At 68.5% G+C, this 24,778-nt stretch carries 18 protein-coding genes; 9 read left to right on the forward strand and 9 right to left on the reverse strand.

What is annotated here, in order from left to right:
* Nucleotides 1-8 precede the first annotated feature (8 nt).
* On the reverse strand, nucleotides 9-1,448 hold the full coding sequence (locus tag B0F77_RS17980; protein ID WP_086664069.1) for a family 43 glycosylhydrolase: 1,440 nt from the start codon (nucleotides 1,446-1,448) through the stop codon (nucleotides 9-11).
* Between the two features lie 254 nt (nucleotides 1,449-1,702).
* On the opposite strand from B0F77_RS17980, the gene B0F77_RS17985 reads away from it, so the two are divergent.
* On the forward strand, nucleotides 1,703-3,172 hold the full coding sequence (locus tag B0F77_RS17985) for a discoidin domain-containing protein (protein ID WP_211293849.1): 1,470 nt from the start codon (nucleotides 1,703-1,705) through the stop codon (nucleotides 3,170-3,172).
* A gap of 3 nt (nucleotides 3,173-3,175) precedes the next feature.
* On the opposite strand, the gene B0F77_RS17990 is transcribed toward B0F77_RS17985, so the two are convergent.
* The 4 genes from B0F77_RS17990 to B0F77_RS18005 form a co-directional block, all read right to left on the reverse strand.
* Nucleotides 3,176-4,096 carry a PDR/VanB family oxidoreductase gene (locus tag B0F77_RS17990; protein ID WP_086664071.1) on the reverse strand — a complete coding sequence of 307 codons (921 nt, stop codon included), beginning with the start codon at nucleotides 4,094-4,096 and terminating at the stop codon, nucleotides 3,176-3,178.
* Nucleotides 4,093-4,251 (reverse strand): hypothetical protein, encoded by a 159-nt coding sequence (locus B0F77_RS17995; protein WP_086664072.1) that lies wholly within the window; start codon nucleotides 4,249-4,251, stop codon nucleotides 4,093-4,095. Before B0F77_RS17995 ends, B0F77_RS17990 begins: the two co-directional genes overlap by 4 nt.
* Nucleotides 4,248-5,282, reverse strand: a complete 1,035-nt coding sequence (locus tag B0F77_RS18000; RefSeq protein WP_086664073.1) for an aromatic ring-hydroxylating oxygenase subunit alpha — start codon at nucleotides 5,280-5,282, stop codon at nucleotides 4,248-4,250. The genes B0F77_RS17995 and B0F77_RS18000 overlap by 4 nt, the downstream gene beginning before the upstream one ends.
* 86 nt (nucleotides 5,283-5,368) lie before the next feature.
* Nucleotides 5,369-6,130: an IclR family transcriptional regulator gene (locus B0F77_RS18005; RefSeq protein WP_245848352.1), complete on the reverse strand. Its 762-nt coding sequence runs from the start codon at nucleotides 6,128-6,130 to the stop codon at nucleotides 5,369-5,371.
* A gap of 110 nt (nucleotides 6,131-6,240) precedes the next feature.
* Here B0F77_RS18005 and B0F77_RS18010 point away from each other — a divergent pair, with 110 nt between their 5' ends.
* A complete protein-coding gene (locus B0F77_RS18010; RefSeq protein ID WP_086664075.1) occupies nucleotides 6,241-8,976 on the forward strand; it encodes a beta-L-arabinofuranosidase domain-containing protein in 2,736 nt (911 codons plus the stop codon).
* A 66-nt stretch (nucleotides 8,977-9,042) separates the two neighbouring features.
* Here B0F77_RS18010 and B0F77_RS18015 read toward each other — a convergent pair whose 3' ends face one another.
* Nucleotides 9,043-10,341: a jacalin-like lectin gene (locus tag B0F77_RS18015; RefSeq protein WP_086664076.1), complete on the reverse strand. Its 1,299-nt coding sequence runs from the start codon at nucleotides 10,339-10,341 to the stop codon at nucleotides 9,043-9,045.
* A gap of 463 nt (nucleotides 10,342-10,804) precedes the next feature.
* Between B0F77_RS18015 and B0F77_RS18020 the strand changes: the two genes are divergently transcribed.
* The 4 genes from B0F77_RS18020 (at nucleotide 10,805) to B0F77_RS18035 (ending at nucleotide 19,369) form a co-directional block, all read left to right on the forward strand.
* Nucleotides 10,805-12,100, forward strand: coding sequence for an ABC transporter substrate-binding protein (locus tag B0F77_RS18020; RefSeq protein ID WP_143466793.1), 1,296 nt, complete (start codon nucleotides 10,805-10,807; stop codon nucleotides 12,098-12,100).
* A gap of 186 nt (nucleotides 12,101-12,286) precedes the next feature.
* Nucleotides 12,287-14,890 carry an immunoglobulin-like domain-containing protein gene (locus B0F77_RS18025; protein ID WP_245848353.1) on the forward strand — a complete coding sequence of 868 codons (2,604 nt, stop codon included), beginning with the start codon at nucleotides 12,287-12,289 and terminating at the stop codon, nucleotides 14,888-14,890.
* 141 nt (nucleotides 14,891-15,031) lie between these two features.
* A complete protein-coding gene (locus tag B0F77_RS18030) occupies nucleotides 15,032-17,293 on the forward strand; it encodes a cellulase family glycosylhydrolase (protein ID WP_086664079.1) in 2,262 nt (753 codons plus the stop codon).
* 219 nt (nucleotides 17,294-17,512) lie between these two features.
* Complete coding sequence (locus tag B0F77_RS18035) at nucleotides 17,513-19,369, forward strand: DUF1996 domain-containing protein (RefSeq protein WP_086664080.1); 1,857 nt, start codon at nucleotides 17,513-17,515, stop codon at nucleotides 19,367-19,369.
* Nucleotides 19,370-19,423: 54 nt separating this feature from the next.
* Here B0F77_RS18035 and B0F77_RS18040 read toward each other — a convergent pair whose 3' ends face one another.
* The 3 genes from B0F77_RS18040 to B0F77_RS18050 all read right to left on the reverse strand — a co-directional run bounded on the left by B0F77_RS18040 (nucleotide 19,424) and on the right by B0F77_RS18050 (nucleotide 22,118).
* A complete protein-coding gene (locus B0F77_RS18040) occupies nucleotides 19,424-21,511 on the reverse strand; it encodes a carbon starvation CstA family protein (protein ID WP_086664081.1) in 2,088 nt (695 codons plus the stop codon).
* 83 nt (nucleotides 21,512-21,594) lie between these two features.
* Nucleotides 21,595-21,924: a hypothetical protein gene (locus B0F77_RS18045; protein WP_086664082.1), complete on the reverse strand. Its 330-nt coding sequence runs from the start codon at nucleotides 21,922-21,924 to the stop codon at nucleotides 21,595-21,597.
* A complete protein-coding gene (locus B0F77_RS18050; RefSeq protein ID WP_211293850.1) occupies nucleotides 21,921-22,118 on the reverse strand; it encodes a DUF3311 domain-containing protein in 198 nt (65 codons plus the stop codon). Before B0F77_RS18050 ends, B0F77_RS18045 begins: the two co-directional genes overlap by 4 nt.
* A gap of 123 nt (nucleotides 22,119-22,241) precedes the next feature.
* Between B0F77_RS18050 and B0F77_RS18055 the strand changes: the two genes are divergently transcribed.
* From B0F77_RS18055 to B0F77_RS18065, 3 genes are read left to right on the forward strand one after another with little or no spacing between them, the layout of a single operon-like run.
* Entirely contained in the window at nucleotides 22,242-23,723 is a 1,482-nt protein-coding gene (locus B0F77_RS18055) for a sodium:solute symporter family protein (RefSeq protein WP_086664083.1), read from the forward strand.
* Nucleotides 23,720-24,262 carry an RNA polymerase sigma factor gene (locus tag B0F77_RS18060; protein WP_211293851.1) on the forward strand — a complete coding sequence of 181 codons (543 nt, stop codon included), beginning with the start codon at nucleotides 23,720-23,722 and terminating at the stop codon, nucleotides 24,260-24,262. The genes B0F77_RS18055 and B0F77_RS18060 overlap by 4 nt, the downstream gene beginning before the upstream one ends.
* Nucleotides 24,252-24,497 (forward strand): hypothetical protein, encoded by a 246-nt coding sequence (locus tag B0F77_RS18065; RefSeq protein ID WP_086664085.1) that lies wholly within the window; start codon nucleotides 24,252-24,254, stop codon nucleotides 24,495-24,497. Before B0F77_RS18060 ends, B0F77_RS18065 begins: the two co-directional genes overlap by 11 nt.
* The last annotated feature ends 281 nt before the right edge of the window (nucleotides 24,498-24,778 follow it).

Consider the following 24,778-nt stretch of genomic DNA (forward strand, 5'->3'; position numbering starts at 1 on the left):
GGCTTCCCTCACTCCAGCACGAACGTCGCGTCCGCCCGGCCCTGCGCGTCGCTCACCGCCTGCAGGTTGAGCAACCCGTTGCTGTGCCGGACGTAGAGGCCGGGGAAGTTCACCGACTCGAACGACACCGCCGAGCTCGCCGCGAGTCCTGGGCGCTGCGAGAAGCTGGCGTCGTTGCGGAACAGGGTGCTGTTGTCGGTGCGCTCGACCCACAGTTCGTTGTTGCGGTGGCGCAGGTAGTAACCGGGGAAGTTGGTCGACTCCAGGGAGACCGTGCCGGTGCCGGTCAGCCCGGCCACCAGCTTGAACTGCGAGTCGGCCAACGGGGACACGCCCGCCTCCAGCTTCGCCCGGTACTCCCAGTGCCGCACGAAGCGGTCGGCGAGGTTGTAGGACTTGAGCCGGACCGGCGTGGGGCCGTCGGGCACCGGGATGCCGAAGTCCGGTGTGCCGTCGGACTTGTAGTAGACCTTCTGCACGCGCGTGCGGCGGTTCGGGTCGTTGAGCGGATCGCCGCTGATGTCGCGGTAGTTGCGGTCGTGGTAGACCATGACGTCGCTGAGGCCGTCCTCGGACACCGTGAACGAGTTGTGGCCGGGCCCGTACTGGCCGGTCGCGTCGTTGGTGGTGAACACGGGGTTGGGGCTCTTGGTCCACGACGCCGCGTCGAGCAGGTTCGCCGACGCCGACGCGGTCAACATCCCGAGGCAGTAGTTCGCGTCGGTCGCGCTCGCGGAGTACGTCAGGAAGATCTTTCCGTTGCGCTGCAGGACGGTCGGGCCCTCGGCCACCTTGAACCCGCGGGTCTCCCAGGCCAGCGTGGGGACCGTCAGCCGGGTCACCGTGCCGGTGATCGTCCACGGGTTCGCGCCCATGCGGGCGAGGTACACGTTGGAGTTCGTCGAGATGCCCGGTTCCTGTTGCGCCCAGGTCAGGTACCGCACGCCGTTAGCCACGAACGTGGACGCGTCCAGCGAGAAGGTGTCCCACGGGGTCGTGATGCGGCCGCGTTCGGTCCACGTCCCGGTCAGCGGGTTGGCACTGGAGCTTTCCAGCACCCACATCCGGATGCGCCAGACGTCGTCACTGCGTCCCGCGGCGAAGTAGACGTACCACTTGCCGTTGATGAAGTGGATCTCCGGCGCCCAGATGTGGGCGGCCATGTCACCACTCGAGTGCTTGCGCCAGATCACGGTCTCCGGCGCCGTCGCCAGGCCCTGGATCGTGGTCGCGCGGCGCAGGACGATCCGGTCGTACTCCGGCACGGTCGCGGTGAAGTAGTAGAAGCCGTCGGTGTGCTTGAAGATGTGCGGGTCGGCCCGCTTCTCGGCGATCGGGTTGGTGTACCGCACGGCGGGTGAGGCGTTCGCGGGCGATACCGGCAGGCCGGCGACACAGGTGACGGCCGCCAGTACCAGCACGACCACGCGGCGGAGGGCTGTCTTCATTGACCGTCCTTGTTATCGCTAACAACGCGTACGTCGGCGCACCGTAACCCAACGTTTTCTTTCCTGACAAGGTTTGTCGAACATCGCATCGAACGCGGAGTGAGCGTTCACATCTGTGGATCACTGCCGACGAACGGGGGCTGGCCCGGACCGGAAAACGCTCGGCAGCATCGGTCTGGACCCTTCCCTGCCAACTCCCCGAGGTCCGCATGACGGTTCAGCCGAAAGTACCCAGAACGATCTTGTCGCTGGGCGTGCTCACCCTGTCCTTGATCGCGAGCTCACCGGCCGCGAGCGCGGCGGCCACCAACCTCGCGTTGAACAGACCGGCCACGGGTTCCGCCGCGTGCGCGAGCACCGAAGGTCCGGAGAAGGCCGTCAACGGCAGCGTCTCCGGCGGCAACAGCGACAAGTGGTGTTCGACGGCGAGCAGCAAGTACCTCCAGGTCGACCTCGGCCTGCCCGCGTCGATCACCGGCTTCACCGTCAAGCACGCGGGTGCCGGCGGCGAGGCGGCCGTCTACAACACCAAGGCGTTCGCCATCCAGCTGTCCACCGACGGCAACACCTGGACCACCCAGGCGTCCGTCACGAACAACACCGCGAACACGACGACGCATTCGATCACCGCGACCAACGCCCGCTACGCCAAACTCGTCGTCACCACCCCGACCCAGAGCACCGACCAGGCCGCGCGGATCTACGAGTTCGAGGTGTACGGCACCAGCAGCGGCACCCCCGGCGGCGGCACGATCCCGGTGTTCGACCACATCCCGCAGTTCGGCATCTACACCAGCAACGACCCGGTCGGCTACACCCCGCCCGCGGGCGTGCTGATGTGGAACCGCGGCACCGAGTTCGCCAGGAAGCTGACCGACGCGGAGAAGGCGCTGATCGGTGACGACCTGCGGGTGCGGGTGAGCTATCACGCGCAGTGCGACAACTACGACCGGATCGGCACGGTCTTCTACGTCGCCGTGCCGAAGGGCACGACCCCGACCGCGACCACACCGAGAGTGACTCTGCAGGACTTCATCACGCCGTTCAGCAACTACTGGCGGGGCGCCAAGGCGAACTACACCTTCCCGGACGCCGACCTCGGCCCGTACGCCGGCGCGCTGGCGGACCCGGACAAGGACGTGTACCTCGGCATCGGCGGCGGCTCCAACCCGTACGGCGGCGATCCGTGCGACTCGCATCCCGAGGTCACCCCGGAGTTCAAGGCGATCGGGTTCAAGTACTCGATGTCACTCGTCTCCAGCGTCACGCTGACGGCACGCGACCACGACGTCGCCGGGATGATCTCCGGTGTCCGGGAGACCACCAACTCGGTCACCGCGGGTCCGGTCAAGCACACGGCGACCGGCAACCGCGGCGACATCGCGCTGGTGATCGCCGGCTACGGCTCGGCGGCGGGTGGCGAGGAGTACTCCAACACCACGGTCACGGTGTCGGTGAACGGCACCAGGGTCGGCTCGTTCTCCACCGCGGTCGACTGCGCGAACCTGGAGCAGTACAGCCCGGACGGCAACCCGGGGATCTTCCGCAACAACACCACCGGCAACCCGCGCAGCTGGTGCCCGGGCGGCCTGATCCCGAGCCGGTACTTCCCGACCGGTGACATCACCGGCAAGGACGTCTCCGTCACCATCGGGATCGGCCGCCCGGTGCCGTACGTCGGCGACTCCGGCTACCGCACCAGCGTCTCCCTGCTGGAGCACTGACTCTCAGAGATCGAGCACCAGGCGGTCGGAACAGGCCCGGGACACGCAGATCATCATCACGTCGCCCTGCTGGCGCTCGTCGTCGGTCAGCAGGGAGTCGCGGTGGTCCGGAGTACCGGACAGCACCCCTGTCTCGCACGTGCCGCAGGTTCCTTCCTGACACGACGACAACACCGGCACGCCCGATCCTTCGAGAACCTCGAGGATCGACCGCTCGGCCGGTACCCGCAGGACGCCGCCGGTCCGCGCCAGTTCGACCTCGAACTCCTGGCGCGGCCCGGCGGTCGCCCCGGCTTTCGGCGCGAACCGCTCGACGTGCAGCGAGCCGGTGGCGCGGTGCTGCTCGACCGCGGCCAGCAGAGGTTCGGGCCCGCAGCAGTACACCGCCGTGTCGTCGTCGAGATCGGCGAACAACGCGGGGAGGTCGAGCAGCCCGTGCTCGTCCTGCGGCCGGATCTCGACGTTGCCGTGCCGTTCCAGCTCCGCGCGGAACGCCATGGAGGCCAGCGTCCGGCCGCCGTACACCAGCCGCCAGTCCTGGCCGGCCGCCGCGACCTGCTCGATCATCGGCAGGATCGGGGTGATGCCGATGCCACCGGCGATGAACAGGTAGCGCGGCGCCTCGACGAGCGGGAAGTGGTTGCGCGGCCCGAGCACCTCGATCAACTGCCCGACGGCGAGCACGTCGTGCACGTGCCGGGAGCCGCCGCGACCGGCTTCCTCGCGGAGGACGGCGACCCGCAGGACCGAGGTGTCGCGCGGGTCGCCGCACAGCGAGTACTGGCGAATCAGTCCGTCGGTGAGCACCAGGTCGACGTGCGCACCCGGCGTCCACGAGGGCAGCGGCAGACCGTCCGGGTGCCGCAGCGACAGCAGCACCACACCGTCCGCGATCGTGTCCTTGCTGTCCAGGAGCAGTTTCACGGCGCATGCCCCTCGGGATGAGCGTGCAGCCACTCCCACAGCTCGATCGGATCCTCGAACTCGCGCTCGGCGCGGCAGTGGCACACCGCGCGGAGCCGGTCGGTGCCCAGCACCCAGTGGATGCGGAACACCCGGTTGCCGGTGAGCGCGTTCACGGCTTCTCGCACAGGTTCTTGAGCATCCGCCGCGCGGCGAGCCCGCCGGTGTCGATGTTGATCGACAGCTCCTGGTAGCCCTCCGGTTCGGCCGCGATGACCCGTTCGAGCACGTCGAGCGCCTCGACGTCCTGCAGGACCACCGTGCGGTTGCTCTCGGCCAGGAACGCCGAGACCTCCTCGTCGCCGAGGGCGAAGTCCCGCGCCACGGCCCAGAAGTCGTGGGTCGAGTGCTCGGTCTCCGGCGTGATCGCGTACACGACCTCGACGTGGAACGCGTCCGGGTCGGTGCCGTCCGGATTGGGCACGGACCCGACCGGCGCGATGCGGCTGTGCAGTTTGTACAGACACGGCGGCGTGTACTCGATGTCCTGCCAGCGCGCGATCCTGCCCTGCAGACCGGTCGACTTCGAGTAGAACGGCGGGCATTCCGCGTCGTCCATGTGCCGGGAGACGTAGACGATGCCCGCGTCCTCGTCGACCTCGGTCGTGATCGGGGTGGAGGCGACCTCGGGCGTGCCGATGTAACCGCCGTGCAGATAGGTCTCGTGCGAGAGGTCGAGCAGGTTGTCGACGAGCAGTTCGTACCTGGCGCGTAACGGTTCCATGCCCGACACGGTGGTGTAGTCCGGCGAGACGAGCCACGGCGCGCGGGGGATCCGGGAGGCGTCGGCGTTCGCCCGGTCGCCGATGAAGACCCAGACGAACGAGTCCTGCTCGACCACCGGATACGGCGCAAGCCTTGCGGTGCGCGGAATGCGGGTCTGCCCCGGCACCGCGACGCACTGGCCACTCGCGTCGTAGGTGAAACCGTGATAACCGCAGACCACCTGGTCGTCCACCAGCCGGGAGGGTGGCTGGGACAACGGGAAACGGCGGTGCACGCACCGGTCCGGCATCGCGGTCACCGCTCCGTCGCGGGTGCGCCAGAACAGGATCGGTTCGCCGCAGACCGTGCGGCTGAACAGGTCGTGCCCGATCTCTGAACCGTACGCCGCGACGTACCACTGATCGCGCGGAAAGCCGGTCATGGGCCGCTCCTTCTCCGTGGTGGGAGTTCGAGCGTGGCCGAGACCACGGCCGGGTCCACAGTGGGCTTTCCGGAAAATGGAAGCCGTTACGCCGAGAGGGCGCGGGAGATCGTCTGGGCGCTGGTGCGGACGAGTCTGGACAGGGCCTGCGCGGTGGTGCTGCCGTGGCGGACCACCAGCGACACCGCGGCGACGACCTCGCCCTGCCGGTCGCGGATCGGCGCGCCGACTGACAGGGAGTCCATCGTGACCTGGCGGTCGCTCACCGAGTAGCCGTTCGACCTGGTGTCGGCGAGCATCCGGCGCAGCTGCGCCGGATCGGTGACGGTCCTGGGCGTGTACCGGTCGATCGGGCTGCCCAGCACCTCCTCCTGCACGTCTGCGGGGGCGTGGGCGAGCAGGACCAGGCCGACGCCGGTGGCGGTGAGCGCGAACCGGCCGCCGACCCTGGTGAGCACCGGCACCGCGCCGGAGCCGGCGATCCGTTCGACGAAGACGACCTCCGTGCCCTCGCGGACGGCGAGTTGCACGTTCTCCCTGGTGATCAGCGAAAGGTCCTCGAGGAACGGCAGCGCGGTCTCGCGCAGGCCCGGACCACGCGGGGCGAGCGAACCGAGCTCCCACAACCGCAAGCCGATGCGGTACAGCCCTTTTTCGGTGCGTTCGACGGCGCCCCACGCGCAGAACTCGTTCATCAGCCGGTGTGCGGTCGACAACGGCATGTTGGCGCGACGCGCGAGTTCGCTCAGCGTCAGCTCGCGGCGCTGGGCGTCGAAAGCGTCGAGGAGCCGGAGCGCACGGGAGATCACCGGCCCGGTCGGTCCGGTGGGCTGTCCTCGTCTCGGCACGCTCACTCCGACATCTTGCTGGATTCGCCGGGCGAAGTCGTCCCGAGCGTTGACGCCCTGCGCCACCCCGCCTATGTTAGCGCTCACATTTCAGGTGAGGGGCGAGGCGCATGGCGGACGGGTTCGCACGGCGGGACTTCCTCAAGGCAACGTCCCTGGCGGCTGTGGTACCACTGATCGGCGCGGGTGAGGCGCTGGCGGCCCCGAGCGCCCTCGCGCCGGGCAACCTGACCCCCTTCGCGCTGTCCGAAGTGGCGCTGACCGAGGGTGTGTTCTCGAGGAAGCGCGACCTCGTCCTGGCCTACGCACGCAGCTACGACGTCAACCGGCTGCTCCAGGTGTTCCGCGCCAACGCGGGCCTGGACACGTTGGGCGCCATCGCACCTGGCGGCTGGGAAGGCCTCGACGGTGAGGCGAACGGCAACCTCCGCGGCCACTACACCGGGCACTTCCTGTCGATGCTGTCCCAGGCGTACGGCAGCACCGGAGACACCGCGTACCTGGAGAAGATCCGGACGATGGTCGGGGCGCTGACCGAGTGCCGGGCGGCCCTGCGGCGTGATCCCCAGGTGCTGAGCGTGCCGGGCAGGTCCGGCCGGGCGGTGGAACAGGTGCGCGGCTCGTACCAGTTCGTCGATCTGCCCGCCGAGCCGTTGCCCGAGATGTTCACGTTCACAGCCTGGGTCCGGCCGTCGCACACCGCGAACTGGACGCGGATCTTCGACTTCGGCAACGACAACACCCGCTACCTGTACCTGGCCGCGCGCAACGGCAACGGCGTGCCCCGTTTCGCGATCACCACGAGCGGTCCCGGAGGCGAACAGGGCATCAACGGCACCGCGCCGCTGCCGTTGAACGAGTGGAGCCACATCGCGGTGACGATCGCGGGCACCACCGGCACGCTCTACGTCAACGGCGCGCAGGTCGGCGCGAACACCGCGATGTCGCTGAACCCGGCCGCGCTGGGCGCGCTGGCGCACCACTGGCTGGGGCGGTCGCACTTCGGCGGCGACCCGGTGTTCGCGGGCGCGTTCGACGAGGTGAACCTGTTCTCCCGCGCACTGAGCGCCGAGGAGATCGCCCTGCCGCTCAAGGGAGATGTGGCTTCCTACACGTTCGACGAGACCACCGGCGGAACGTTCGCCGACGCGTCCGGCCGCGGGCGTGCCGCGACGCTGCGCCGCACGTGGGGCGGTCCGAGCCATCCCGGTTTCCTCGCCGCGTACCCGGAAACGCAGTTCATCACGCTGGAAACGATGACGCGTCCGGACTACCAGGTCGTGTGGGCGCCGTACTACACCGCCCACAAGATCCTCAAAGGACTGGTCGACGCCTACCGCAACACCCAGGACGCACGGGCGCTGGACCTCGCGGACGGCCTGTGCGACTGGATGTACTCGCGGCTGGGCAAACTGTCCGCCGAGGTGCGCCAGCGGATGTGGGGGATCTTCTCCAGCGGTGAGTTCGGCGGCATCGTCGAGGCGATCATGGAGCTGCACGCCGCCACCGGCAAGCACCTGGAACTGGCCAGGCTCTTCGACCTCGACTCGCTGATCACGGCCTGTGCCGAGAACCGCGACGTGCTCGACGGGCTGCACGCCAACCAGCACATCCCGATCTTCACCGGTCTCGTTCGGCTGTACGAGGCCACCGGCGAGCAGCGGTACTGGCTGGCGGCGAAGAACTTCTGGGGCATGGTCGTGCCGCCGCGGATGTTCACCATCGGCGGGACCAGCACGGGGGAGTTCTGGCGTGCGCGCGGAGTCGTCGCCGGCGGGTTGAGTGACACCACGGCCGAGACCTGCTGCGCCCACAACCTGCTGAAGCTCAGCCGGCAGCTGTTCCTGCACGAGCAGTCGCCGAAGTACTTCGACTACTACGAACGTGCGCTCTACAACCAGATCCTCGGGTCCAAACAGGACCGTGCCGACGCCGAGCTGCCGTTGATGACGTACTTCATCGGCCTGACGCCGGGCGCGGTGCGTGACTTCACGCCCAAGCAGGGCACGACCTGCTGCGAGGGCACGGGCATGGAGAGCGCGACGAAGTACCAGGACTCGGTGTACCTCCGCACGGCCGACGACTCGCGGCTGTACGTGAACCTCTACAGCCCGACGGTGCTGAAGTGGAAGGGCGTGACCATCACGCAGTCCACCGCGTTCCCGGCCGAGCAGGGCACCACGCTGCGCATCAGCGGCCGGGCGCGGTTCGAGCTGGCGCTGCGGGTGCCGGCGTGGGCGGGAGAGTTCACCGTCACGGTCAACGGTGAGCGGCAGCGGCTGAACGCCCTGCCCGGCACCTACGTGACGTTGTCCCGTTGGTGGCGTGAAGGGGATGTTGTGCGCGTGCGCATGCCGTTCGCGTTGCGCGCGGAACGGACGCCGGACCAGCCTCTCGTGCAGTCCCTTATGTACGGCCCGATCAACCTGGTGGCGCGGGATGCGCGCCACGAGTTCCTGGAGCTCGGACTGTTCGGCCGCGCGGCGCTGTCCGGAGACCTGGCTGGCAACCTCCAGCCGATTTCCGGCAGCCCGTTGCACTTCCGGCTCGGCGAGGTCGAGCTCGCGCCGTTCTTCGAGGGCACCGAGGACGCCTTCCACTCGTACTTCCGCCGCACAGAGCCGAAAATCGTGTTCGCCGGCGTGGACTCCGGCGTCGCGAACCCGGTGCGCGCGGACGGGTCGACGTTCCTCGACGAGGTGTGGGTCGCCGCGCCGTTCTCGTCGAAGAACGTGTTCGTGGACCGGGTGACGGCCGTGGCGCGACGCTGGGTGGCGGAGGGCCTGATGTCCGTGCCCGACCACGACCGCGTGATCCGCACGGCCCGCAACGCACCCATCCGCTGAGCCCTGGCCATGAACGGCGCTTTTGTGTACCTGGGGTACACAAAAGCGCCGTTCATGGCTCCTCTGTCAGGCTGGGACGAAGATCGCGCCGAGCCGGTCGACCTCGTTGCCCGACCGGCCGGTGAACCCGGCGATCCGCCACCCGGCGGGCGCGGTGGCGGTGAGCGTCTCCGCGGTCGGCTTGCCCGCCGAGATCGTGCGGCCGCGGTTCGTGGCGAACTCCGCCGAGAACACCCGCGTCTGGTTGTCGTACTTGCCCTGGCTCAGTTTCGCGGACACCAGGTGCTCGCCCGCTGCGAGCGTCAGGGTCGTGGCCGTGCCGCCGTTGCCGCCGTGGCTGAACGTCGTGCCGTTCGCGAGCGTGACCGCGATCTGGTCCAACCTGCTGCCGCCACGCAAGGTGAGCGAACGTACAGCCCCCAGGTCGACCGCCGCGAGGTCGGTGAACGGGGTGCCGTGCGGGCCGCCGGCCTCGGCGCTGAGCCGGATGTTGTCGTTCGCCGTCCAGTCGAACCGGGTGGCGATCGGGTAGTGGTCGGACAGCGGCTTTCCTTGCGCGTCCAGGAATGCCGCGTTGTCGTTGCGGTAGTCGCGTGCGGTCAGCGTGATCTGCCGGTTGCCCCGGTACAGGATCTTGTCGACGACCTCGCACTGGTCGGTGAGCGCCGCCGGGTCGCACACCAGCGCCGGGGCGCCCGCCGCCGGTGCCTGGCCGCCGCGTTCCAGCTGCACCCACGCGTCGGTGAGACCGTTGGTGCTGACCAGTTCGCGGATGTTGTCCTCGGCACGGGTGTAGCGGGTGTTGGTGTCGCCCATGACGATGACCGCGTTGCCCGCGGAGTTCGCCGCGATGAACTGGGACAGCTGGGTGATGTTCGACCGGCGCGCGGCCAGGTCGGCGGTCTCGGTGCCGGCGTTGGGGTGCAGGTTGTAGAGGTCGACCGACACCCCCTCGGCGAGCCTGATCCGCTTGTAGCTGAACCCCTTGGGCGTCAGGCAGTCCGTGCCGTTGCAGGACGACCACTTCGTGCGTTCGAGGTCGCTGTAGGACAGGTGGGACAACGTGTTCAGGCCGCTGCCGAACGGTACGCCGCCGCTCGTGGGCGTGCGGAACGCGTGGTTGTCGCCCGCGTACAGGGCCGCGTGGTAGTTGAAGTCCTCCTGGACGTTGATCACGTCGTAGGGGGCGAGCCTGGGGCTGATCAGCGGGGTGTTCACGGCCGGATTGCCCGACGACAGGCCTTCCGGCAGGCCGGCCACGTTGTAGCTCAGCACCTGGAAACTGCCGCCGGTGGCCGCGGTGGCCGTGGGCGTCACGAGCGTCGCCAGCATCACCGGGATGGCGAGCAGGGTTGATCGTCGCATGCTGCTCCTTGCAGGGTTGGAGCGTCCGCAACACGGGAACGCGACTCGATGATCCACGAGTTGTGAGCGTTCACATAGGCGTCGTTGGCGAACTGTGGTCGAATTCGACGTCGATTCGACGTAGCCGGCCTGCTTGGCCGACGTTGTCACGCAGCGTTGCAGGCCTGAATGAGCCAGATCATGGTTGACGGCGCAAACATACTGGTGGGCGCGCTGATCACACTTAGGTCGCCGTTGAAAGAACCTCTTCAAAACGGAATGGAGATCACGTACTGTGCCCGATCGGGAGCGCGGTACTGGGAACAGGTCGAGTACGTCCGGGCATCGTCGCCGATGGCGAATCGGTCCGTGACGCGACCACCGCCGTTGGGGGAGTGAGAGCACGTCGTGCTCCACGCCGGTGATCGAGGAGTGCGCGCTCGAAACCCACCTGTTCGGCAGAACTTCCGAGGGGATCCGTTTCATGGGGCAACTTCGCCCGTTCAAAGCCGTGTCCGCAGCAGTGCTCGCAGCCGTGGCGTGTTTGACCGCGTCCGCGTGCACCGCCCCGAGTGCGCCGCCACCGACGCCCGAACCCGAGGTGACCATCGCGGTGTGGGGCGGCGACCAGGACGCCAAGGCCTATCAGCAGCGTGTCGACCTCGCGAGCGAACGCGTCAGCGGGGTGAACGTCAAGCTGCTGCACATTTCCAGCAACGGCGACTACGGCTCGACGATCCAGAAGATGATGTCGGAGGGCAACCCGCCCGACATCATCCAGGTCGCCGAGTCCGTGCACAGCTACAGCAGCAAGAACCAGTTGCTGCCGCTGAACCCCTTCATCGAGTCGAAGAAGCTGGACCTGGTCGCGAGATTCGGCGAACGGGCCGCGCACTCCTACGACCGCGACGGCAAGACGTGGGCGCTGCCGGACCGCACCGGGCCGATGGTCCTGTACTACAACAAGGATCTCTTCGACAAGGACGGCGTCGCGTACCCGACCGCCGACTGGAAGTGGCCGGACTTCCTGGCCGCCGCGCAGAAGCTGACGGTCAGGGACGGCGAGAAGACCATGCGCTACGGCTTCGCCGCCGGCGACTGGTGGCCGTGGTGGATGGCGTTCATGCTGCAGAACGGCGGCAGGATCCTCGACGACGAGGGCAAGCCGGTGATCAACTCGCCGGAGAACGTCAAGGCGATGCAGTTCTACGCCGACCTGGTGCACAAGCACCACGTCGCACCATCCAAAAAGGACTACGAGGCGCTGAAGGTCTCCAACCCCGACCAGCTCTTCGCCCAGGGCAACGCCGCGATGATCATGACCGGGTTCTGGAACATCGCCTCGCTCAAGGACGCGCCGCAGGTGCGGTGGGGGATCTCGCCGCTGTTCAAGAACACCAAACAGGCGACGATCTCGTTCCAGAGCGGCTTCGCGATCACGAAGTCGAGCAGGCGCCCAGAGCTGGCGTTCGAGGTGCTCGACTTCCTGACCAGTGCCGAGGGGCAGAAACCCATCGCCACCAACGGTCAGGACGCCCCGGCCAACCGCGAGGTGCAGGACAGCGACGACTTCCTGCGGCCGGCGTGGGCGATCGCCGACGTCGACATGTCCGCGTTCAAGCAGTCCGCCGAGTTCGCCTTCACCCCACCGATGACGCCGGAGTGGGGCAACATGCAGAAGGCGTTCGGGACGATCATCGGCGAGATCTGCGACGGCGCCGTCACCCCCAAAGACGGCCTGGCCGCCGCCCAGCGCTCACTCGAGAACCTGGGCAAATGACCGCTCGGAGGGCGGGGCTCTCCCGGCCCGCCCTCCGGGTACATTGACGATCTATCTAGTGCCAGCTATGTTGGCGCTCACTTCCGGGACGATCCGCGTGCTCCCCTTTTCACCCCTGTTCCGGGCTCCTGCGCGGGCCCGTCGGGAAAGGCCGGCATGTCCTTTCGTCATCTCACTTTCACGTCGGTGCTCGTCGCCGTGGCCGTCACCTCGGCAGGGCTCGGGATCTCCGTCACGACCAGCTCGGCGGCGACGCTCGACGACGGCCTGGTCGTGCACTACGACCTGACCCAGCCCACGGGCACGGCGGTGGCCGACACCTCCGGGTTCGGCCGCGACGGCACGCTCGCCGGCGACACCACCTGGCTGGGCGCGGAGGGACTGCGCCTCGGCGGCGTGAACGGTCACGTCCGCCTGCCCGGCGACGTGACCCGCGGGCTCACCGACGTCACCGTCTCCGTCCAGGTCGAACTCGCGGCGGACCAGTCCGTCCCGCACTTCCTCTGGGGCCTCGGCAAGTGGTCGGCCGAACAGAGCGCCGGCAACGGACGGAACCTCGCGGCGGGAAGCCGGCGCACGATCACCTGCACGCTCGGCAACGGCACCGCGACCCTCTACGAGGACGGTGTCGCGGTCGCCAGGAAGACCGGCGTGACCACCGGCTCGATCGGCGACGCCGTCGACCAGTACCTGGGCCGCTCGGCCCAGCCCGGCCGGTACCTCAAGGGCAAGCTCCGCGACTTCCGGCTCTACGGACGGGTGCTGAGCCCCGGTGAAGCACGTGAACTCGCGAAGACGACCGCGCCGGGGCGGCCTGCCGCCGACGTCGCGGCACTCGACCTCGGCGACATCTCGGCGGTGACCGGCGACCTCGCGTTGCCCGCGAAGTCGCCGGGTGGCTCAGTGATCTCGTGGGCGTCGAGCAGGCCTTCGGTGGTGACGCCCGGCGGCGTCGTCACCCGGCCGGAGCCGCGGACCGGCGACACCACGGTGACGCTCACCGCGACCGCCTCCTACGCCGGGTACACCGCCAAGCGCGACTTCACCGCGACCGTGCTGGAGGACATCACCGACCGACAGAAGGTCGACACCGCGTTGAAGGACGTCGTGATCCACGACGAGGACGCGATCCGCGGCAACATCACGCTGCCCGCCAAGGGCGCCCACGACGTCACGTTCACCTGGCAGAGCAGCGATCCGCGGGTCGTGACCGCCACCGGCGAGGTGACCCGCCCGCCGCACGGATCGCGGCCCCGCACCGCGCGTCTCTCGGTGCGGGCGACGAAGGGCTACACCAGCGGCACCCGCTACTTCACGCTCACCGTGCTCCCGTTGCCGAAGAAGGCGGCCATGGAGGGGTACCTGTTCGCCTACTTCACCGGTGAGTCCACTCAGGACACCGAGCAGGTGCACTTCGCGGTGAGCCGGGGCAACGACCCGTTGCACTGGGACGAGCTCAACGGCGGCCGGCCGGTGCTGAGGTCGAAGTACGGCGAGACGGGCGTGCGCGACCCGTTCGTCGTCCGCAGTCCGGAGGGCGACAGGTTCTTCCTCGTCGCGACCGACCTGCAGATCAACGACGGCCGCGGCTGGGACGCGGCGATGCGGCGCGGCAGCAGGTACCTGGAGATCTGGGAGTCGACGGACCTCGTGACGTGGTCGGACCAGCGACACGTGCTGGTGTCGGACGCCACGGCCGGCATGACGTGGGCCCCGGAAGCGACGTACGACCCGTTGATCGGCGCCTACGTCGTCTACTGGGCGTCCAATGTGTACTCGCCAGGCGACCCGGACCACACCGGCTCGACGTATCCGCGGATGATGTACTCGACCACCCGTGACTTCCGCACCTTCACGACGCCGGAGGTCTGGAACGACCCGGGCCGGGGCGTGATCGACTCCACCGTGCTCAAGGACGGCGAGTACTACTACCGCCTCACCACCGACGAGCAGGTGATCGGCTCCTGCCCGCGCGACATCGTGCTGGAGCGCTCGAAGGACCTGCGCGCGGTGGACCTGCCGGGGACCGAGCCGCGCAACTGGGAGCTCGTCGACGACTGCGTCCGCGGCCGGCTCGGCACCAGCTGGGTCGAGGGCCCGACGGCGTTCAGGTCCAACGACGGCAGCAAGTTCTACGTGTTCGTGGACGAGACGCCGCGCCGCGGCTACCTCCCGTTCGTCACCGACTCGCTGGCGAACCCGAACTGGTCGATCCCCGCGGACTACCAGCTGCCCGCGAAACCACGTCACGGCACGGTCCTGCCGGTGTCGAAGGCCGAGCTGGAACGCCTGCGGCAGGGCCCGCCACCGCCGCGCGCCACCAAGAAGGGCGTGCTGGCCGACTACGACCTGATCGGCGGTTCTGGTCCGGTCGTCGCCGATCTGTCCGGAAACGGCCGTGCGGCAACGATCCGCGGTGACGTCACCCGCTCGTCGGCCGGGCTGGTCTTCGGCGGGAGGGACGGCCGGCTGGACCTGCCGGACGCCCTGTCGACCGGGCTGGATCAGCTCACCGTGTCCGTGCAGGTGTGGCTCGAGGATCCGCTGAGGTCGTTGCCGAGCGGGAATTGGCACACCGTCACGGGCACGTTGTCGAATGGCAGCGCTCGATTGTTCGACGACGCTGTCGAATCCGCACGCGTGGACGGTGTGACCGGAAAGCTGGACGATCTCGTCGCCATCATGACGACGAACTCCGCCGGCGCGCGCTTCCAGGGCAAGATGCGCAGGTTGACGGTGTGGAACAGGGTTCTGACCGGGCAGGAGGTCCTCGCGGCGCAGCCGAGGTAGCCGGGTTTGTCCGCACCGGACAGGTTGTGCCAGTGGGCCACTCGGCGGTGTGGCCGCGGATTTCGAGGTGGTTACAGTCCGATTTCTGGGAGCGCTCCCAATAGTCGAATTTCCCCTGTTAGCCATCCTCAGGAGGTCGTTTTGACCTGGCGATTTCTCCGGGCGGTGATGGCCGGCCTGTTGCTGGCGGCCTGCGCGGTCATCGCTCCGGCCCCGGCCAGTGCCGCCGCGCCCGCGCGGATCATGGCCCTCGGCGACTCGATCACCGGCTCACCCGGCTGCTGGCGGGCCCTGCTCTGGAAGCACCTGCAGGACACCGGGCACACCGACGTCGACTTCGTCGGGTCGCTCCCGGCGCCCGGTTGCGGGTTCACCTACGACGGCGACAACGAGGGCCACGGCGGCATCCTGGCGACGAACATCGTGCGGGACAACCAGCTTCCCGGCTGGCTGTCGTCGGCCCGCCCGGACGTCGTGCTGATGCACCTCGGCACCAACGACGTCTGGAACAACATCCCGGCGGCCACGATCCTCAACGCCTACACCACGATGCTCGGCCAGATGCGGGCGAGCAATCCCGCGATCAAGCTGATCGTGGCGAAGATCATCCCGATGAACCCGTCCAACTGCTCGGCCTGCGCGCAACGGGTGGTCGACCTGAACGCCGTGATCCCCGGCTGGGCACAGGCGAACAGCACGGCCGCCTCGCCGGTCACCGTGGTGGACCAGTGGACCGGGTTCAGCACCTCGGCCGACACCACCGACGGCGTGCACCCCAACACGACCACCGGCATCCAGAAGATCGAGAGCCGCTGGTACCCGGCGGTGGTCGCGGCGCTCGGCGGCGGCACCCCGGAGGTCGGGCTGCACGTCGAGGGCACGAAGGTCGTCGAGGGCAACGGAAACGCGTTCGTGATGCGCGGTGTGAACCACGCCTACGTCTGGTATCCGACCCAGAACAGGGCGTTCGCGGACATGAAGTCCTTCGGCACCAACACGGTCCGCGTCGTGCTCGGCAGCGGCCAGCGCTGGGGACCGACGCCGGCCGCGGAGGTCACGAACGTCATCTCGCTGTGCAAGCAGAACAAGATGATCTGCGTGCTGGAAGTCCACGACACCACGGGGTTCGGCGAGCAGAGCGGCGCCGCGTCCCTGGACCAGGCGGCGACGTACTGGATCGGCGTGGCCAATGCGCTCAAGGGCCAGGAGAACTACGTCATCATCAACCTGGGCAACGAGCCGTTCGGCAACAACGCGTCGGTCAGCGCCACGTGGGCGAGCGCGACGAGCGGCGCGATCAGCCGGTTGCGCGGCGCCGGTCTGCAGCACCTGATCATGGCCGACGCGCCGATGTGGGGCCAGGACTGGGGCAACATCATGCGTGACAACGCGGCTTCGGTGTTCAACGCCGACCCGCAGCGCAACACTGTGTTCTCCATCCACATGTACGGCGTCTACGACACCGCGGCCGAGATCAACGCCTACTTCGACGCCTTCCGGACCGCGGGCCTGCCGTTGGTGGTGGGGGAGTTCGGGCACAACCACAGCGACGGCGACCCGGACGAGGCCACGATCATGGCGCAGGCCCAGGCGCGCGGCCTCGGCTACCTCGGCTGGTCGTGGAGCGGCAACAGCAGCGATGTCGCCTACCTCGACATGACCAACAACTTCAACCCGGCGAGCCTCACGCCGTGGGGAGAGCGGTTCCTCAACGGGGTCAACGGCGTCCGGCAGACGTCGAAGGAAGCCACGATCTTCGGCGGCGGTGGCGGCGGTGACACCCAGCCTCCGTCCACTCCGGGCACTCCGGCCGCCTCGGGCGTGACGTCGACCGGCCTCACCCTGACCTGGAGCGCTTCCACGGACAACGTCGGCGTCACCGGGTACGACGTCTACCGCGCGCTGGGCAGCGGGTCGTTCGCGCTGATCGCTTCGACGCCGTCGGCGACCTACACCGACAGCGGTCTGAGCCCGTCCACGACGTACCGCTACCAGGTGCGGGCCAGGGACGCGGCGGGCAACGTCTCGGCTGTGTCGGGCATCGTCACGGCGACCACAGGCGCGGGCGGCGGCACCGGCACCTGCAAGGTCGGCTACGCCGCGCCGAGCTGGGGCGGTGGCAACGGGTTCACCGCGAGCGTGACCATCACGAACACGGGCACGAGCGCGGTCGACGGCTGGACCCTGGCCTTCAGCTACGCGAACGGCCAGAAGGTGACGCTGCCCGGCTGGGGTGCCACGTTCGCCCAGACCGGCGGTGACGTCACGGCCACCAACCTGACCTGGAACCGCACGTTGGCACCCAACGCGTCGACCAGCATCGGGTTCAACGGAACGCACAACGGCTCCAACCCGGCGCCGGCGTCGTTCACTCTCAACGGAAGTACCTGCACCACCTCCTGACCGATCGCCGGGCGGTGACGGCGGTGACAGCGTTGACAAGTCACCTCGCGTCACCGCCTGGTGCGGTGGGAGTGACCAAAACGGCCGAAAGGCGGGAAAGCGTTTTCTGCCCGAACAGTGCCGAAGTTCTTACCAAGGTGTGACGCGGAAATCTCGATTAATCCGGACGGGCTCCTGGCACGTACTCCTGATCATGCAGGGCATGAGCGAGGAGGACGTATGACACACCGCGAAGCGGACAGACGGAAGTTCCGCCTGATCGCCACGATTTCGGCGGTGGCTGTGGTCGCCGCGGGTACCGCCACCGTGGCCCTGGCTGCCAAGAACGGCGACCCGGCGCCGGTCGGCGCGTTCGTGCCCATCGAGAAGGTCGCCTCCAACGTGGTCAACCCGAAGGTGCAGAAGGCCGGCTCCAGCGGGACGTTCTCGGTGGACTGCGGCACGAACGAGAACGGCAAGTTCAGCGCCGACAACCCAGTCGCCCAGCCGGGCCTGAAGCACGGCGCCCAGCACGTCCACGACTTCGTCGGCAACCTGTCGATCAGCGCCGAATCGTCCGACGAGAGCCTCGAGGACTCGGAGACGACCTGCAAGAACGGCGACAAGTCGTCCTACTTCTGGCCCGTCGTGCGGATCAACCCGAAGGCCAACGTGAACTCGTCCGGCTCCAGCCCGGACAAGGTCAAGGAGGCGGGCCCGGCCGAGGTCGCCTGCCCGTCGGTCAAGGACCGGTTGCCCGCGGTGCCCCAGCAGGCCAAAGACGAGGTCAACAGGAACCTCGAGCTGCTGGACAAGCAGGTCAAGGAAGCCAACGACCGGGTGGCGCGCGACGAGAACCCCGGCGACCCCAACTTCGTGAACAACGCGATCCTCGGCCCGCTGCGCAGCAAGCGGGTGGCGACGCTGGACCGGATCTCGATCGCCATCGGCCGTTCCGCGAAGAAGCCGAACCTGACCTCGCTCGTGGACTGCGACGTGCGCTTCGGTCACGGCGGCGCCGGCCACGGTGACCACAACCAGGCTCCGCGCAAGTTCTCCGGCCAGCCCCTGGCCCAGCAGGCTCAGGGCCAGCAGCGGGACGGCGCCACGCCGACGGTCAAGTGCCCCTCGGTGCGCGGTGAGCTGCCCGGCGTGCCGGACCAGGCGGTCGACGAGGTGGACCGCAACCTGGCGTTGCTGGACAAGCAGATCGCCGAGGCCAACCAGCGGATCGTGACCACCAAGGGCCAGGGCGGGCCGAACTTCATCAACAACGCGATTCTCGGGCCGCTGAAGGACAAGCGGGTCGCGACGATCGACCGGATCGCCATCGCGATCGGCCGCAACGGCCAGAAGCCGCAGGGGCTGGAACGCCTCGCGCCGTGTGCTCTCAACGAGGACGGCGGCAACAACGGCGGTGGCAACAACAACGGCGGTAACAACGGGAACGGCAACAACAACGGCGGGAACAACAACGGCGGTAACAACAACGGGGGCAACAACAACGGTGGCGCCACGCCGCCCCTCGCCGCTCCCTCCGGCAAGGACCTGGAGCTCGTCGGCAACAACGGCAAGATCGTCCAGCCGGCCCAGGTGAAGATCGAGTACCTCGGCAACGCGACCAGCAAGGTCACCGCCATGCCGAAGTTCCTGAAGATGGTCGTCGGTGACGCGAAGCCGACCAGCCGCGGCCCCGCCAACGCCCGCAACACGTGGACCTGCAGCGGGTTCGAGGACCGGCTGTCGGACAAGTACGTGATCTGCCCGAACGGCAGCAAGGTCACGCGCGTGCACAACTTCGCCGGTTGCTGGGACGGCAAGAACACCGACAGCGCCAACCACCGCGACCACGTCGCGTTCGCGGACAAGCAGAGCGGCGCGTGCCCGAAGGGCTTCAAGGCCATCCCGCAGCTGCGGATCAGCATCTCCTACAACATCCCGCGGGACGTCCAGGAGAAGGGCCAGTACCAGCTCGACGCGTTCCCAGAGGAGAACCACAACCCGTTCTCGGACCACAACGACTTCGCCAACGTCAACTCCGAGCAGACGATGGCGCAGATCGCGAAGTGCGTGAACGAAGGGCGTAAGTGCTCCTGAACGTCGTGAGGTGGCGGTGCGCTGCTCCGCACCGCCACCTTGACGCACCGGTGCTCACCGAGAGGTGAGCACCGGCGTGTCCAGAGTCGATGCCACGTAAGGCGTCTCGGTGGACGGCGGCGGCGTCCGGCCGAGGAGAGCCCTGCGCCACACCCGCATCGCGTCGAGGATCACCACGATCACCAGCAACGCGAACACCGCGGCCAGCACGCCGTCCACAGTGGAGTTGGTGATGATCGCCTCCATCTGGTCGGTGTTCTTCGCGGGCGCCAGCAGCTTGCCCTGCGCGAGCGCGTCCGCGTACTTCTCCCGTTGCGCGAAGAAGCCGAGCTTCGGGTCGGCGCTGAACACCTTCTGCCAGCTGGCCGTCAGCGTCACCGCCACGTCCCACGCCAGCGGCACGCCGGTGACCCACGCCCATTTGACCCGGCCGCTCTTGATCAGCAGCGTGGTGCACACCGTCAACGCGATGGCCGCCAGCAGCTGGTTCGCGATGCCGAACAACGGGAACAGCTGGTTGATCCCGCCCAGTGGGTCGCTGACGCCGGCGTAGAGGAAGTAGCCCCACGCGAGCACCACGGCGGCGCTGCAGATCCACAGCCCCGGCCGCCAGGACACCCGCGCGAACGGCTTCCACACGTTGCCGAGGCCGTCCTGCAGCATGAACCGGCCGACCCTGGTGCCCGCGTCCACCGTGGTGAGGATGAACAGCGCCTCGAACATGATCGCGAAGTGGTACCAGAAGGCCTTCATCGCGTCACCGCCGAGGAACTCCGAGAAGATCTCGGACATGCCCACCGCGAACGTGGGCGCGCCACCGGTGCGGGCGACGAGCGTGCTCTCCTGCACCGCGGCCGCGGCGGCCTGCAGTTCGGCGGGAGTGATGGTGAAGCCGAGGTTGCTGACGGCCTGCGCCGCCGACTGCGCGGTCGTACCCACGACACCGGCGGGAGCGTTCATCGCGAAGTAGATGCCGGGGTCCAGCATGCACGCGGCGATCAGCGCCATCACCGCGACGAACGACTCGGCGAGCATCGCGCCGTAGCCGATGAGGCGGACCTGGGACTCCTTCTGGATCAGCTTCGGGGTGGTGCCCGACGCGATCAGGGAGTGGAAGCCGGACAGGGCGCCGCACGCGATCGTGATGAACACGAACGGGAACAGGGACCCGGCGAACACCGGCCCGGTGCCGCTGAAGGCGAACTCGGTGAACGCCTCGGTGCGCAGCACGGGCGCGGTGACGAAGACGCCCACCGCGAGCAGCACGATCGTGCCGATCTTCATGAACGTGGACAGGTAGTCGCGCGGCGCGAGCAGCATCCACACCGGCAGCACGGACGCGACGAACCCGTAGCCCACCAGCCACAGCACGAGCGTCTTCGGTTCGAGGGTGAAGAACCCGGCCCAGCTGGAAGTCTGGACCCAGCCACCCGCGACGATGGCGGCGATCAGCAGGACGACGCCGATGACGCTCGTCTCCGCCACCCGGCCGGGCCGGAAGATCCTCAGGTAGAAACCCATGAACAGCGCGATGGGGATGGTCATGGCGATCGAGAACGTGCCCCACGGCGACTTCGCCAGCGCGTTCACCACGACCAGCGCCAGCACGGCCAGCAGAATGATCATGATGGCGAACACGCCCACCAGTGCCGCGGCGCCGCCGATCGGGCCGATCTCGTCGCGGGCCATCTGCCCCAGGCTCTTGCCGTCGCGCCGCATCGAGAAGAACAGCGTGACCATGTCCTGCACGGCCCCGGCGAAGATCACGCCGACGATGATCCAGATCGTGCCGGGCAGGTAGCCCATCTGCGCGGCCAGCACCGGACCGACCAGCGGCCCGGCGCCCGCGATCGCGGCGAAGTGGTGTCCGAAGAGGACTCGGCGGTCGGTGGGCTGGAAGTCCACGCCGTCGTCGAGCCGTTCCGCCGGGGTGGCACGGGTGTCGTCCACCTTCAGCACCCGCTTGGTGATGAAGCGGGCGTAGAAGCGGTAGGCGATCGCGTACGAGCCGAGCGCCGCGGCCACCAGCCACACCGCGGACACGTTCTCGCCCCTGGACAGCGCGAGCACCGCCCAGGCGACCGCTCCCACGGCGGCGACGACCGTCCACACCAGGACTGATCGCAACCTGGTCTTGTTCATGGAACTCCTTGTCAGCGTTGAAAAGGGTGCGCGGAACCGCCCGGCGCGCCCAGAGCGAGCCGGTTCGGCGGGGTGGTGTCAGGTCAGGCCGGTGGCAGGCGTCCCATACAGGCGCGCAGGCCGGCGTCCGGTGGCAGGTCGGTGGTGAACCAGCGCACCGGGCCGATGCGGCGGCAGCTCACCGTGACGTCGCGGGCGGCCAGGTGGGCCCAGGCGGTGGGGTGGGCGTACACGGCGCCGTGCGGTGTCGCGTCGACCGCTCGCAGGCCTCGGTGGAGCCGGCCGCGGGGCAGGGCGCGCACGGAGAACTCGCCGGAGTCGGCGCAGCACAGTCCGGTGACGTGCCAGTCGACCACGACGACCTCGTGTGGACGGAGTGCGTTGCGCGCCAACGTGTCCAGCAGGAACGTCACGGGGTCTCCCGGTGCAGCCGCAATGCCACGGACAGGCACAGGACGGTTACCAACAGGCAGCCGAACTGGTACCAGTAGAAGAAGGGCACGCCGGCCAGGCGAGGTTCGGCTCGTGCGTACAGCGGCACCGCCATCGCCGTGAGGCAGGGCAGCACCAGCAGGATCACCGTGAGCGCGGGCCGCGAACGTCGCACCGGGCGCACCTCCTCCTGAGCGGGTGTTTCCTATGAGTTGCGCGAGTGACGCGTTCGGTTTACCGGGACGCGGACTTTTTTCGTCGCGTATGTTGCGCCGGTGCCCGACGAGGAGGACGAGTCGTGACCGGAGTCGACGTGCCCGCGCTGCTGACGTTCGCGGCCGTGCTCGTGCTGACCTCCGCGGTGGCGGTGGCGGCCCGCCGCTTCTACCGCGCCGACGTGCTGCCGACGCCGACGGACTGGGCGGTGGCGGGGCGCCGGTTCGGCACCATCACCACCTGGTTCCTGATGGGCGGCACGATCTACACGGCGTACACGTTCGTCGCCGTGCCGGGCGTGGTCTACGCCGAGGGCGCGATCGGGTTCTTCGCGCTGCCGTACACGATCATCGTGTACCCGCTGGCGTTCTGGCTGCTGCCCAGGCTGTGGCGGGAGGCACGCGACGTCGGCGCGGTCACGATCGCGGACGTGGTGCGGGTGCGGTACGACTCGCCCGGCCTGGCGCTCGCCGTGGCGTTGACGGGGATTCTCGTGACCATGCCGTACGTGGCCCTGCAACTGCTGGGGATCCGCACGGTGCTGACCGTCCTCGGCGTCTACCCGGCGGGCGTGACCGGTGACGTGATCCTCGGCGTGGTGTTCGCGGTGCTGGCGGTGGCCACGTACCGCAACGGACTGCGCGCGGCGGCGGTGATCGGGTTCCTCAAGGGCGTGCTGGTGTTCGCGGCGATCGTCGTGATCATGGTGCTGCTGGGGCCGCCCGACCGCCTGTTCGCCGAGGCGGAGAGGCGGTCGACCGGTCCGCCGGACCTGGTGTCGGCGGGCGTCGACGGCGGGGTGGTCACCACGCACCTCGATCCCGGCCTGTCGACCGCGTACGTGACCCTCGCGGTCGGCTCCGCGCTGGCGTTGCTGATGTACCCGCACGTGCTGACGGCGGCGTTCGCCGCGCGCGGTGAGCAGGTGCTGCGGCGCAACTCCGTGGCACTGCTGGGCTGGACGGCGTTGCTCGGCCTGTTCGCGTTGCTCGGGGTGGCCGCGCACGCGCTGGGGGTGGTCGTCGCGCAGGGCAGGGCCGAGCTGGCCGTGCCGACGATGATCACACAGCTCATGCCGGGCTGGGCGGCGGGCGCGGTCTTCGGCGCGCTGGCGATCGGTGCGCTCGTGCCGGCGTCGATCATGTCGGTCGCCGCGGCGATGTTGTTCACCCGCAACGTCTACGTGGAGTACGTGAACCCGAACACGACTCCGAAGCAGCAGACGTCGATCGCGCGGTTCGTGTCGTTGCTGGTGAAGTTCGGCGCACTCGGGTTCGCGCTGCTGCTCGCCGCGCAGGACACGATCAACCTGCAGCTGCTCGGCGGGGTGTGGGTGCTGCAGACGTTCCCCGCGGTGGTGCTCGGCGCGTTGACGCGGAGGCTGTCGCCCGCGGGCATGCTGGTGGGCTGGGCGGTCGGGATGCTGACGGGCACCCTCCTGGTGACCTCCGGCGGGTTCTCGTCGGTCGTGGTCGTCGGCGGGTTCCAGATCTACGCGGCGGTGATCGCCCTCGCGGCGAACCTGGCGGTCGCGTTCGCGGTGAGCGCGGTGTGGCGGCGGTGAGCGACGACCTGCCGGACACCGTCGAGGCGCTCGCCGCCCGTGACGCCGACCGGGAGGCCGCGCTGGCCGGCCTGTTCCACCGGCACCACCTCGAACTGGTGCGGCTCGCCACCCTGCTCGGGGCGGAGTCCGACGCCGAGGACGTGGTGGCCGACGCGTTCTGCGAGCTGCACCGGGGCTGGAAGCGACTGCGCTCGGAGCAGGCGGCGCTACCCTATTTGCGTGCGGTCATCGTGAACCGGGTCCGGATGCGCGTCCGGCACCTGCAGGTCGTGCGCAAGCACGTCGAGTGGGTGCGGGAGGACGTGGCGTCCGCCGAGTCCCAGGCCATGGTGCGCGACGACCAGCGCGCGTTGGTGGCGGCGTTGCGCGACCTGCCGGAACGGCAGCGCGAGGCGCTGGTGCTGAGATACTGGCTGGGGCTGAAGGAGGCCGAGATCGCCGAGGCGATGGGCATCAGCGCCGGCGCGGTCAAGGCGCACACCGCGCGCGGCATGGCGAAACTGGGCAAGACGCTGGAGGCGCAGGATGACGACTAGCGAGCAACGGCTCGAAGCAGCCCTGCGCGGCGTCGCCTCCGAGGTGACGGTGTCGCCCGATGCCTACCGCGAGGTGCGCTCCCGGTGGCGCCGCAAGGAACGCCGCCGCCGGCTGATCGTCGCGGCACTGGCCACCGCGGTCGTTCTCGCCACCAACGGGATCGCGCTCTGGGCGCTCAACGACGCCCGGCCCGACCAGCACATCATCTTCACCGACCCCACCCACGCCCGCTGACCCACCCGCTCGCTCTTCGGCGTCTGCAAGTACCACCAACTCATGATCAAACCGCCTTCAACTACACCCAACCTGTTCGGCAATCGACGAACAGGTTGGGTGTAGTTGTGCGCCTGTTGATGTTGGGTTGGTGGTACTTGCAGACGCCATCAGCAGCAGGGCGCGAGTGGGATTGAAGCGTTTCAAATCGCTGTCCGGTTGTGGACAGGCTTGTGTTGTAGGTCTTGACGTGCCTTGGTGTGCCCAACACGCTTGCTGTCGCCTCAGGAATTGAAACGTTT

The organism is Lentzea kentuckyensis (assembly GCF_002150765.1).
GTDB classification, from domain to species: domain Bacteria; phylum Actinomycetota; class Actinomycetes; order Mycobacteriales; family Pseudonocardiaceae; genus Lentzea; species Lentzea kentuckyensis.